At 67.5% G+C, this 12,180-nt stretch carries 10 protein-coding genes; 7 read left to right on the top strand and 3 right to left on the bottom strand.

Annotated features, from left to right (window positions below; translation table 11 throughout):
• Positions 1-35 precede the first annotated feature (35 nt).
• The gene (locus ASF79_RS05340) at positions 36-1,883 is read right to left on the bottom strand and encodes a phosphoenolpyruvate carboxykinase (GTP) (RefSeq protein WP_082495684.1); all 1,848 of its coding nucleotides are present in this window, start codon (positions 1,881-1,883) and stop codon (positions 36-38) included.
• Positions 1,884-2,017: 134 nt separating this feature from the next.
• On the opposite strand from ASF79_RS05340, the gene ASF79_RS05345 reads away from it, so the two are divergent.
• Positions 2,018-3,457 carry a helix-turn-helix domain-containing protein gene (locus tag ASF79_RS05345; RefSeq protein WP_055852594.1) on the top strand — a complete coding sequence of 480 codons (1,440 nt, stop codon included), beginning with the start codon at positions 2,018-2,020 and terminating at the stop codon, positions 3,455-3,457.
• Positions 3,458-3,466: 9 nt separating this feature from the next.
• Here ASF79_RS05345 and ASF79_RS05350 read toward each other — a convergent pair whose 3' ends face one another.
• Positions 3,467-4,066: a TetR/AcrR family transcriptional regulator gene (locus ASF79_RS05350; protein ID WP_082495685.1), complete on the bottom strand. Its 600-nt coding sequence runs from the start codon at positions 4,064-4,066 to the stop codon at positions 3,467-3,469.
• A 109-nt stretch (positions 4,067-4,175) separates the two neighbouring features.
• On the opposite strand from ASF79_RS05350, the gene ASF79_RS05355 reads away from it, so the two are divergent.
• From ASF79_RS05355 to ASF79_RS05380, 6 genes are all read left to right on the top strand, one after another.
• Positions 4,176-5,807 (top strand): ABC transporter substrate-binding protein, encoded by a 1,632-nt coding sequence (locus ASF79_RS05355; protein WP_055852601.1) that lies wholly within the window; start codon positions 4,176-4,178, stop codon positions 5,805-5,807.
• 25 nt (positions 5,808-5,832) lie between these two features.
• The gene (locus ASF79_RS05360) at positions 5,833-6,777 is read left to right on the top strand and encodes an ABC transporter permease (protein WP_055852604.1); all 945 of its coding nucleotides are present in this window, start codon (positions 5,833-5,835) and stop codon (positions 6,775-6,777) included.
• An 8-nt stretch (positions 6,778-6,785) separates the two neighbouring features.
• Positions 6,786-7,589 (top strand): ABC transporter permease, encoded by an 804-nt coding sequence (locus tag ASF79_RS05365; protein WP_235500647.1) that lies wholly within the window; start codon positions 6,786-6,788, stop codon positions 7,587-7,589.
• A complete protein-coding gene (locus ASF79_RS05370; protein WP_055852610.1) occupies positions 7,586-9,223 on the top strand; it encodes a dipeptide ABC transporter ATP-binding protein in 1,638 nt (545 codons plus the stop codon). The genes ASF79_RS05365 and ASF79_RS05370 overlap by 4 nt, the downstream gene beginning before the upstream one ends.
• A gap of 67 nt (positions 9,224-9,290) precedes the next feature.
• Positions 9,291-9,629, top strand: a complete 339-nt coding sequence (locus ASF79_RS05375) for a metalloregulator ArsR/SmtB family transcription factor (protein ID WP_055852613.1) — start codon at positions 9,291-9,293, stop codon at positions 9,627-9,629.
• A complete protein-coding gene (locus ASF79_RS05380) occupies positions 9,626-10,378 on the top strand; it encodes a DUF2071 domain-containing protein (protein ID WP_055852616.1) in 753 nt (250 codons plus the stop codon). Before ASF79_RS05375 ends, ASF79_RS05380 begins: the two co-directional genes overlap by 4 nt.
• On the opposite strand, the gene ASF79_RS05385 is transcribed toward ASF79_RS05380, so the two are convergent.
• Positions 10,335-12,068, bottom strand: a complete 1,734-nt coding sequence (locus tag ASF79_RS05385; protein WP_055852620.1) for a BCCT family transporter — start codon at positions 12,066-12,068, stop codon at positions 10,335-10,337. The genes ASF79_RS05380 and ASF79_RS05385 overlap by 44 nt on opposite strands.
• Between the last annotated feature and the right edge of the window lie 112 nt (positions 12,069-12,180).

The following is a 12,180-nucleotide window of genomic DNA, read 5'->3' on the forward strand; positions in this document are numbered from 1 at the left end:
TGTCAGCCCCTAAGGATACTCTCCCCGCCGCCGCTTCAGCTCGACGCCTGGTCGGGGCCGAGCTCGCGCGTCAATAGATCGAGCTCTCGTCGCAGCTCGAGGGGGAACCGGGTGTCGTCGAACGAGTCGAAGTACTCGGCGATCGCCCGGGCCTCGCGACGCCAGGCCGCCGTGTCGAGATCGATGATTCCCCGGATCTCGTCGACGCTGAGAGAAAGCCCGTCGAGATTCAGTTCGTGCGCGAGGGGAAGGCCTCCGATGGGGGTCGAGCGTGCCTCCAGGTCGCCCTGAAGACGCCCGACGATCCACTCGATGACCCGAGCGTTCTCAGAGAATCCGGGCCAGACGAACCGGCCGTCGGCGTCCGTGCGGAACCAGTTCACGGAGAAGATCTGCGGCGCCTTGTCTCCGAGCTGCTCGCCCATGGCGATCCAGTGGGCGAAGTAGTCGGCCATGTTGTAACCGGCGAAGGGCAGCATCGCGAAGGGGTCATGACGCAGCCGCCCCACCTCGCCGGTGGCCGCGGCGGTCGTCTCGGAGGCCATGGTGGCGCCCATGAAGACGCCCTGCTTCCACGACGCCGCCTGCGACACGAGAGGCACGGTGCTGGGGCGACGACCACCGAACAGGATCGCGTCGATGACGACGCCATCCGGCGCATTCCAATCGTCGGCGATCGACGGGCACTGATCGGCCGTCACGGTGAAGCGTCCGTTGGGGTGTGCGGCGCGAGTACCGGATGCGGGGGTCCAGTCGTTGCCCTCCCAGTCGGTCGCGTGGGCCGGCGGCGTGTCGGTCAGGCCCTCCCACCACACATCTCCGTCGTCGCGCAGGGCGACATTCGTGAAGATCGTGTTTCCCCAGATCGTCTGCGTGGCGGTGGGGTTGGTCGACGGTCCAGTTCCCGGCGCGACGCCGAAGAAGCCCCGCTCGGGATTGATCGCGCGGAGCCTGCCGTCGGCACCGGGGCGCATCCAGGCGATGTCGTCGCCGATGGTCTCGACCGTCCATCCCGGGATCGAGGGTGCCAGCATCGCGAGATTGGTCTTGCCGCAGGCCGAGGGAAATGCGGCGGCCAGGTGGAACACCCTGTTCTCGGGCGAGGTGACGCGCACGATCAGCATGTGCTCGGCCATCCAGCCCTCGTCGCGGGCCATCACGCTGGCGATGCGCAAGGCGAAGCACTTCTTGCCGAGCAGCGCGTTGCCCCCGTAGCCCGAGCCGAACGACCAGATCTCGCGGGTCTCGGGAAAGTGGCAGATGTATTTCGTGTCGTTGTGCGGCCACGGGCTGTCATCACGTCGCACTTCGTCGTCGTCGATCAGGGGAACGCCGACGCTGTGCAGGGCGGGTACCCACGGAGTCCCGGGCGTGATCGCGTCGAGCGCTGCGTCGCCCATGCGCGTCATCAGAGCCATGCTCGCGACGACGTAGGGCGAATCCGTGATCTGCACGCCGAACTGCGACAGCGCGCCGCCGATCGGGCCCATGGAGAACGGGACCACGTACATCGTGCGGCCGCGCATGCTGTGAGAGAAGAGCTCCGAGAGCTCGAGGCGCATGATCGACGGATCGCGCCAATTGTTCGTCGGACCGGCGTCGTCGGGATCGACAGAGCAGATGAAGGTGCGATCCTCGACCCGGGCCACGTCGGCGGGGTCGCTGCGCGCGAGAAAGCTGTTCGGTCGCCATTCCGGGTTCAACCGGATCAACGTTCCTTGGGCGACCATCTCCTTGGTCAGTCGGTCCCATTCCGCGGTCGATCCGTCGACCCAGACGACCTCGTCGGGCGTCGTGAGCCGAGCGATGCCGTCGACCCAGTCGGCGATCTCGGGGTTGGGTGTGGTGCGGGGTGATGCGGTCCTCGGTGCGAGCAGCGTCATGATTCTCCTGTGAATGGATGCGTCGGTCTGGTTGCGAGGAAGAAAATCCTTCGGTATCTCCAGATTGAGCGACAAGCGGCGTAGATTTGAGAAAATCGCGCGCAAAGAAGCGCCGATCTTGACAGGAGGGCAATGTGGCCGCCGAAACCGATCTGATCACGCTGGGCCGGCGCATCCGGCACCATCGCAAACAGGCCGGACTCACACTCGACCAACTGGGCGCGCGAGTCGGTGTCGTGGGCAGCCAGCTCTCCCTCGTCGAGAACGGACGCAGAGAGCCTCGGCTCGCCTTGCTGCAGAACGTCGCGAAAGAACTCGGCGTGCCGCTGGCCGATCTTCTCTCGGGCGATGCGCCGGATGCCCGCACCGCCCTCGAGATCGAACTGTCGCGGGCTCAGCGTGGGCCGCTCTACGCGTCGCTCGGCCTGCCCGTCGTTCCTGCGTCGCGCAGCCTGCCCACGGAGACGCTCGAGTCGCTGGTGGGCCTGCATCGCGAACTCATCCGCCGCGCGAATCGCGCGGTCGCGACGCCAGAGGAGGCCCGCCGAGCGAACACGGAGCTGCGTCTCAGAATGCGCGAGCGCAACAACTACCTGCCCGAGATAGAGAAGATCGCCTCGGATGCGCTCGCGAAGGTCGGCCATGTCGGAGGAGCGCTGACCCATCGCAGTGTGAGCCTGCTCGCCGAGAGTCTCGGATTCAGCCTCATCCACGTCGACGATCTGCCCCACTCGGCACGCTCCGTCATCGACCTCGAGAACGGGCGGATCTACCTGCCGCCGGCCTCGATTCCCGGAGGCCACGGTCTTCGCTCGATGGCGTTGCAGGCGATGGCGCACAGGCTTCTCGGACATCAGCCCCCGGAGAGCTACGCCGAGTTTCTGCAGCAGCGGCTCGAGATCAACTATTTCGCTGCCGCCTGCCTGATGCCGCACGACGCCTCCGTGCGATTCCTACGCGCGGCGAAGGAGCGCCGCGACCTCTCCGTCGAGGACTTCCGCGACGCCTTCGGGGTGACCCACGAGGCGGCGGCGCTGCGGCTCACCAACCTGAGCACAGAGCAGCTCGGCCTCTCGATGCACTTCTTGCGCGTCGCCGACGATGGCGCTATTCAGAAGGCCTACGAGAACGACGGCCTCGCGCTGCCGATGGATGTGACGGGTGCGATCGAGGGACAGCTCGTGTGCCGCTTCTGGGCATCTCGTGCCGCGCTGCACCGCACCAACCGCACGACGGAGTTCTACCAGTACACGGATACTCCGGGCGGAACGTTCTGGTGCGCGACCCAGACGGGAAAGACCGACGCCGGCGAATTCTCGATCAGCGTCGGCGTGCCGTTCGCCGAGGCGAAGTGGTTCCGAGGCAGAGACACGGCGGTGCGAGCGCAGTCCCGCTGCCCCGACGAGTCGTGCTGCCGTCGGCCGGACGACGACCTCGCCGAACGCTGGAGAGACAGGGCCTGGCCCAGCGCGAGGCTGCACGCCCACATTCTGTCGCCGCTGCCGCAGGGAGAGTTCCCGGGCGTCGACACGCTCGAGATCTACGAGTTCCTCGAGTCGCACTCCGCGACCTGACGGGTGGCGCTACGGCGCGGTGAACCCGGTGAGAACGGGCGAAAGCGCCTGTTCCAGATGCGGAGCGAGCGAGCCTCGGCCGGGGCCGGCTTCGGCCCAACTCGTCATGGCCGCGACGACGGCGGCGACGCAGGCGAACGCCAGACTTCGGGAGACGGCGGCGGGGGCGGAGTCGCCGAGACCCCGCTCGATGACGCTCGACAGACGCGTGGCCCGACCGATCGCGGAGGCCATGACCTCGTGCGTGCTGCCGATCAGTTCGAAGTGGGTGAGCACCCAGGGCACGTCGGACGGGCCGAGCAGCTTTGCGGCGCGCAGCAGAGAGTCGCGCAGCGCTTCGGTCGATCGCGCGTCGCCGCCCCCGCTCGACACGTCGAGAGAGGCGGCGACGCGATCGATGCTGGCGTCGAGTCCCACCCAGAAGACGTCGCTCTTGGCGGTGAAGTAGTTGAAGAAGGTGTTGCGGCTCACGCCGGCGCGAGTGCTGATCTGCTCGACCGTCGTGCCGGCGTAACCATTCTCGAGAAAGAGCTCGAAGGCGGCCTCCTCGAGGAGTGCCGGCGATCCCACGCGGGGCCGCCCCCTCGTCGCGCGCGGCGCATCCGTCATGGGCACATCCTGTCTCGTCTTCGCTTTGTTGGGCTGAGTCTATTTAAAACGGCCTAGGCTAGAACGTGCGTCTCGCGATCGAGGCATCCCCACCCGAGAGAAGTTCATCATGTTTTCGCGCCCCGGATCGTTCCGCATCGCAGGTTCCCTCGCGCTCGTCGTCAGCGCCGCCCTGGTCTTGGCCGGTTGCTCCGCGCCCGCGGGCACGGGAGAGAAGGTCCAGGGTGGCACGATCTCCTTCGGAGTCGACGTCGACCCGGTGGGTCACCTCGACGTGCACTCGTCGCAGCTCGACATCAACGCGATCCTGCAGCGGCCCGTCTTCGACTCCCTGGTGTCGCAGAAGCCCGACGGCACGATCGTTCCCTGGCTGGCCACCGCGTGGCAGGTGTCCGACGATCAGCTCCAGTACACCTTCACCCTGCGCGACGACGTCACCTTCTCCGACGGCGAGAAGTTCGATGCTGCCGCGGTCAAGGCCAACTTCGATCACATCGTCGACCCGGCCACCGAATCGGCCCAGGCATCCAGCCTCATCGGCGGCGAGTACTACGCCGGCACCGAGGTGATCGACCCCAGCACTGTTCGGGTCAGTTTCTCGCAGCCGTACGCGCCCTTCCTCGCCAACGCCGCGTCGGTGCAACTGGGCTTCTACTCTCCCAAGGTGCTCGCCGAGCATGCCAGCGAGTTGAAGGCGGGCGGCCCGGGCATCTCCGTGGGATCGGGGCCCTTCATCCTGTCGAAGTACACCCCCGGCAGCGAGCTCGTCTACACGAAGAACCCCGACTACAACTGGGCTCCCGAGGGTGCGACGGCGCAGGGGCCGGCGAGCATCGACGAGCTCGACGTGAAGATCCTGCCGGAAAGCTCGGTACGCACCAGCGCACTGACATCGGGCCAGGTCGATGTGATCGGCGACACGGCTCCGTCGAGCCTGACGCAGATCGGTGACAACTTCACGGTCACGTCGACCGAGTCGCCCGGTGTGCCGTACTCGCTCTACCTCAACGTCACTCGTCCGGTTTTCTCCGACGTCACCGTGCGCAGGGCCTTCTCCGACGGCTTCGACCTCGATGCGGCGGTGAAGGCGGTCTTCAGCGACACCTACAAGCGCGCGTACTCGATTCTCGGGCCCACGACACCCGACTCCTACGACGCGGCCCTCGAGAAAAGCACATCGTTCGACGCCGAGGCGGCGAACGACGCACTGGATGCCGCGGGCTGGTCCGAGCGCGACTCCGATGGCTACCGCACGAAGGACGGCAAGCGTCTGAGTGCACGGTGGATCTCGTACACGCCGGTGAACGAGGACAACGCCAACCTCGCGAACCTGATTCAAGACGGACTGAAGAAGATCGGCTTCGAGGTGGTGCACGATCAGCTCGAGCCCGGCGCGTACCTCGACGCCTACCTCGCCGGAGACTACGACCTCACCGACTGGGGCTTCCTCTCGGCCGACGCCGATGTGCTGCGCAGCCACCTCGGAACGGGCGGCTACCAGAACGCGTCGCATCTGAGCGATCCCGAGATCGATGCGACGCTGGCCTCGGCGGTCGCCACGACCGACACAACGCAGCGCGCGGAGCTCTACACGAAGCTGCAGCAGTGGAATGCGGAGAACGCGGTGATCGTGCCTCTCTACGTGCCCGAGTACATCCTCGCCTCGAGCGACAAGGTGAGGGGCATCGAGGTCGACATCCACGGGTGGCCGCTCTTCTCCGGGGCTTCGCTCACGAAGTAGTCCGGGCTGACATAGAGTGCGGGGCATGGTACTCCGGCGCATCCTCGCGCGCGTCGCGGGGATGCTGGTCGTCGTCTGGGGTGCGGCGACAGCGGCATTCCTGGTGCTCAAGCTGGTTCCCGGCGACCCGGTCGACGTGATGCTCGGCGTCTCCGCCCAGGCGTCGCCCGAGCTCAAGCAGTCGATCCGGGTGGATCTCGGACTCGACCAGCCCCTGATCGCCCAGTATTTCTCGTACCTCGGTCGCCTCGTTCGGGGTGATCTCGGCACCAGCTATCAGCTCCGACTTCCCGTGACCGAGGTGATCGGACAGCAGCTCGGATACACGCTGCAGTTGGCGGCTGCCTCGTTGGCGATCGCCGTGGTCATCGCCCTCGTCGGCGCGGTGCTCGTGCACGGACGCGGAGCGAGAGGAGCGGTCTCGGTGCTCGAGCTGCTGGCCATCAGTTCGCCTCCGTTCTGGATCGGCCTCGTGCTGCTCAGCATCTTCGCGTTCGGGCTCGGCTGGTTTCCGGTGGCCGGCGCAGACGGCATCCAGGGCCTCGTTCTGCCCGCCGTGACCATCGCGCTGCCGGTCGCCGGAATTCTCGGACAGGTGGTGCGGACGGGGCTCGAAGACGCCGAAGCGCAGCCCTTCGCCACCACGGCCCGGGCACGCGGTGCGGGCCCCTCACGACTGGTCCTGCGGCACACGCTACGGCACGCGTCGATTCCCGCTCTGACTCTGGCGGGGTACATCGTGGGTTCGCTTCTCGGCGGTGCTGTCGTGGTCGAATCGGTCTTCGCACGCCCCGGTCTCGGCCGGGTCGCGCTCGCGGCCATCACCAATCGCGATCTCCCGGTGGTGATGGGGGTCATCGTCTTCACGGCAATCGTCTTCGTCCTCGTCAATCTCCTGGTCGACCTCGCCTACCGGGCGATCGATCCGCGCATCGCACCGCCCACGACCGCTATCCGGGGTGCGCGATGAGGGGCAGGGTGCGCGACAGGGTCGGCCTGATCGCGGCGGTGCTCTTTCTCGTGGTCGTCACCGCGATGGCCGTCGCGCCGTGGATCTTCACGCCGCTCGATCCCCTCACGACCGACACCACTCAGATACTGCAGCCGCCGGCATGGGGTCATCCGTTCGGCACCGACCAGACGGGCCGTGACGTGTTCACCCGCGTCGTCTACGGCGCCTCCTACTCACTCGGCGTGGGCGCCGGCGCGACCGCGGCCGCGCTGATCGCCGGAATCGTCGTCGGCACGCTGGCGGGTCTCGCCCCTCGGTTCGTCGACGGCATCGCGATGCGCGGCGTCGAGATCCTGCTCGCCTTCCCGGAGTTCCTCCTCGCACTCTTCGCCATCGCCGTTCTCGGCCCCGGCCCGATCAACGTCGCCACGGCCGTCGGAGTCGCTGCGGTGCCCGCCTACATCAGGGTGGCGCGAGCCGAGACGCTCGTCGTCCGCCGCTCCGGCTACGTGGAGGCCGCTCGGGGCCTGGGGGTACACCCGCTGCGCGTCGCCGTCTCGCATATCGTGCCCAACACGCTGCGTCCGTTGGGGGTCATCGCCACCATCGGAATCGGAACCACGATCGTGGCCGCGGCCGGCCTCAGCTTTCTCGGCCTCGGGCCGCAGGATCCGACGCCGGAATGGGGACTCCTGCTCTCGGGCGGCCGCAATCTGCTGGGCCAGGCCTGGTGGGTCGCGTTCTTCCCCGGCGCGCTGATCACACTGACCGTCGTGTCGGCCACGGTGGTGGGTCGGCGCCTGCGTCGAGCCGGCGAGGGGCGAGCATGACCGAGAATCGCGAGGTCGTTCGGGTCTCGGGGCTGACGGTGCGTTTTGGCCAGGCGGTCGTCGTCGACTCCGTCTCGCTCTCTGTGGCGGCCGGCGAGTGCCTCGCCATCGTGGGGGAGTCCGGCTCCGGCAAGACCCTGACGGCGCGGGCGCTTCTCGGGCTGCTTCCCGAGGGCGCCTCCGTCGATGTCGACGAGCTCGTCATCGACGGGGTCGATGCGCGGAGCCACTCGGAGCGCGACTGGCGACGCATACGCGGAGCGCGTGTGGGCCTGGTGAGCCAGGATGCCCTCGTCTCGCTCGACCCGCTGCGCCGGGTCGGTGCCGAGGTCGCCGAGGTCATCGAGATCCACGGTGCCCGCGGCTCCGGCGGGCGGATGTCTCGGGCCGGGATCGCCGACAGGGTCACCGGCATGCTGGGTCGGGTCGCCGTGCCGGAGCCCGAGGAGAGGGCACGGCAGTATCCGCACGAGCTCTCGGGCGGATTGCGGCAACGGGCCCTGATCGCCTCGGCGCTCGCGGGCGAGCCAGGCATCCTCATCGCCGACGAACCGACGACCGCGCTTGACGTCACCGTGCAGGCCCAGGTGCTCGACCTGCTCGCCGGACTGCGCGCCGACGGGCTGGGCATCATCGTGATCAGTCATGATCTCGCCGTCGTCTCCGGTCTCGCCGACCGGGTCGCCGTCATGAAAGACGGGCGCATCGTCGAGGAGGGTGTCACGACCGAGGTCCTCTCCCGTCCACGGCACCCGTATACGCGCATGCTCCTGGCTGCGGCCCCGTGCCTGGGCGCGGAGGCGTCGCCCGTCGGCGGCTCGCCCGTTGACGTCTCGCCTATCGGCTCTGCGCCCATCGTGCACAAGGTCGTTCTCGAGGCGACGGGCCTCGGGCGCGATTTCCGTCGTCCCGATGGCGGCGTGCGCTCGGCGGTCGACGATGTGTCGTTGACGGTGCGCGCCGGCGCCGCGGTCGGCGTGGTGGGGGAGTCCGGCTCGGGCAAGACCACGCTCGCGCGGCTGCTGCTCGGCTTCGACACGCCCGACCGCGGAGAGGTCGCCCTCGACGGTCGTGCGTGGAGCGGTGTGCCGGAACGACGTCGTCGGTCTCGGCGGGGCGACATCCAGTTCATCAGCCAGGATCCACTCGGCTCATTCGACCCGCGCTACACCGTGGCACGCATCGTGGCGGAGGGACTGCGCGGTGACGCTCGCCATGCGTCCGCCGGCGGCCGGGCCACGCGCATCCGGCAGTTGCTCGACAGTGTCGGCCTCGACGCGTCTCTCGAGGGTCGGCGGCCGCACGAGCTGTCGGGCGGGCAGAGGCAGCGGGTGGCGATCGCACGCGCCCTGGCGTCGGATCCGCGAATCCTGGTGTGCGATGAGCCGGTGTCGGCACTCGACGTCTCTATTCAGGCGACGATCATCGACCTTCTGGATACGCTGCGCCGTGACCTCGGCGTCGCCCTGGTGTTCGTCTCGCACGACCTCGCCGTCGTCGCTCAGCTGTGCGACGAGGTACTGGTGATGCAGGGTGGGCGCGTCGTCGAGAGCGGCTCGACCGATCGGGTCTTCCAGAACCCGCAGCACCCGTTCACCAAGGCCCTGGTCGCCGCCGTGCCGCGCATGCCATGACAAACCATGTCCGGCTCTATCAAAGAATAGCTATCGAGCTAATTAGCATCAGTGCTATATTGCGAATATGCGAAATGACGATTCGACCTCGGACGTCTTCACCGCGCTGAGTTCTCCGATCCGGCGGCAGATCCTGCAGGAGCTGCGAGACGGCGAGTTGGCCGCCGGTGATATCGCCGGTCGTTTTCCCGTGTCGGGGCCCACAATCTCTCGGCACCTCTCGGTGTTGAAGGGGGCGGGGCTCGTGTCGGAGCGGCGCGACGCCAACCGCATTCTCTACTCTCTTGTCGGCGACAGACTCGCGCTGTCGGTCGGCGATTTCCTCTCGGCCGTCTGCCCCGAGCAGATCGTTCTCCGAGGCATCCAGAAGGTCACACCCACGACCACGAACGAGGCCCGCGCATGAGCTACTTCCTTCCCTCACTCACGGCCGTGATCGAACGCCGGCTGCTCATCAACTACGCCCTCGACCCGTCTGTCGCCGCCGATCTGCTTCCCAGAGGCCTCCGGCCTCAGCTTGTCAATGGTTCCGCCGTGGCCGGGGTCTGTCTGATCAGGCTCGCCGACATGCGAACGCCGTGGATGCCGCGGGCGCTCGGGTGGGGCGCCGAGAACGCGGCCCACCGCATCGCCGTGGAGTGGGACGACGAGGGCGGTACGCGGCAGGGCGTCTACATTCCCGTGCGACACAGTGCCTCCTGGGTTCCCGTGGCGGTCGGAGGGCGGCTGTTCCCCGGGGTCCACCGGCACGCGCGCTTCACCGGCTCAGAGACGCCCAATCGCATCCGGGTCGAACTCTCCGCGTCGGATCTGAGGGTGTCGGCCGATGTCGCCGTGGTCTCCGAATGGAGGAGCCGGCTCTTCTCGACCGTCGACGACGCCTCGGCGTTCTTTCGCGCGGGCTCGACCGGCTGGTCGCCGCGACGACGCTCGGACGGGCTCGACGGCTTGACGCTCGAGACCGAGCACTGGGCCGTCGAGCCGGGGCGGCTCCTGAACGTCGAATCGTCGTTCTTCGACGCGTTGCCAGAGGGCAGCGCCCGGCTCGACAGCGTGCTCGTGATGCGCGAGGTACCCATCGTGTGGAGCGTGCCGCCTCGCAGCCCTCAGATCACTCGGGCGATGCTGGCGAGCTCGGCGCCGACTCCGGGCTAATCGTCTCGCCCTCCTGCTCCGCGCGCTTCTCCGGTGCGGCGGTGGGCGTTCGACCTCGCCGCCGGAAGAGCGCCCGGAGGCCGCCCGCGGGCTCGCGCTCCAGAGGCGCCTCGACCTCGAGTCCGTAGAAGTCGCCGACGTGCTCCACGAACGCCGCGCGCTGTGCCCGGTCGTAGGCTCGTCGCTCCCGCGAGAACGCGACGACCGTCGACCAGCAGATCAACAGCATCACGATCGAGAAGGGGAGCGCGATGATGATCGCCGCCGTCTTGAGGGCCTCGAGACCACCGGAGAGCAGAAGGGCGATCGCGAGCAGCGAGGTCACGCAGGCGAAGAAGACCCTGATCCACTTGCGTGGTTCGACCTGACCACCCGACGCGATCATTCCCATCACCAGCGACCCGGAGTCGGCAGAGGTGATGAAGAACACGGCGATGAGGACGATCGCGCCGATGGTGAGCACCGAACCGCCGGGCAGGTTGCCGAGCATCGAGAACAGGGCACCCTCGACATCGACGACGCCATCCGCGCCCACGAGGTCGGCTTCGCCGGACAGCTGCATGTACAGCGCCGTGCCGCCGAGCACGGAGAACCAGAGGCAGGTGATCAGGGTGGGGACCAGGATGACTCCGGTGACGAACTGGCGCACGGTGCGACCGCGCGAGATCCTGGCGATGAAGATCCCGACGAACGGCGCCCACGAGATCCACCAACCCCAGTAGAACGTCGTCCAGCTGGCCTGCCAGGCCTCTCCGGCCTCGCCGGTGAATGCGTTGACCGTGAACGACATGCCCACGAAGTTCTGCACGTAGTTTCCGAGCGACTGCACGAAGTCGCGCAGAAGGAACTGGGTGGGGCCGACGATGAGGATGAAGACGACCAGCAGGGCCGCGAGCACGAGGTTGATGTTCGACAGCCATTTCATGCCGCGCCCGACGCCCGACAGCACCGAGAACAGGACGAAGCCGGTGATCACGACGATGATGATCACGTTGATGAGCGTGGAGGCCTCGAGCAGCCCCGCCTCTTCGAGCCCCGCGCTGATCTGCAGCACACCGAGCCCGAGCGACGTCGCCACTCCGAAGAGGGTTCCGACGAGGGCGACGACGTCGATCGCGTTTCCCCACCCGCCGCGCACGCGTCGGCCCAGGATCGGCTCGAGCGTCCAGCGAATGGAGACGGGCCGGTTGCGGCGGTGGATCGCGTAGGCGAGCGCCAATCCGATGACCACGTAGATCGACCAGGCGTGGACGCCCCAGTGCAGATACGTCTGCGAGATCGCCTGCTGGGCGATCTCGATGTCGGATCCGGTGACACCGGGACGGGGATGCGCGAAGTGGCTCAGGGGCTCGCTGACCCCGTAGAAGACCAGGCCGATACCCATTCCGGCGGCGAAGAGCAGCGACAGCCATGAGCCGATCGAGAACTCCGGCTCGTCATCGTCCTTTCCGAGCTTGATATCGCCGTAGCGGCTGAATCCGAGATAGAGGCAGAAGGCCACGAAGAACGCGGCGATCAGCACGTAGTACCAGTTGAAGTTCTTCACGATGCTCGACTGAACGGCGGCGAAAGCCGCCTCGGCGGCATCCGGCACGATCATGGCGAATGCGGCGAACGCGACGACGATCACGGCGGCGGGCCAGAAGACCCATCGATTGACGGAGGCGGGGGTCTGAGTGGATCCGGGCATCAGACCAGGGTACGGGTGCAAAGAGGCCATGCCGTGCCGATGTCGGATAACATGGGTGTCACATGACAGTGATCCGGCTATCACCGGTGAGTCTTCGGAAGAAACGCACGCG

This window comes from Agreia sp. Leaf335, assembly GCF_001423605.1.
GTDB lineage: Bacteria > Actinomycetota > Actinomycetes > Actinomycetales > Microbacteriaceae > Agreia.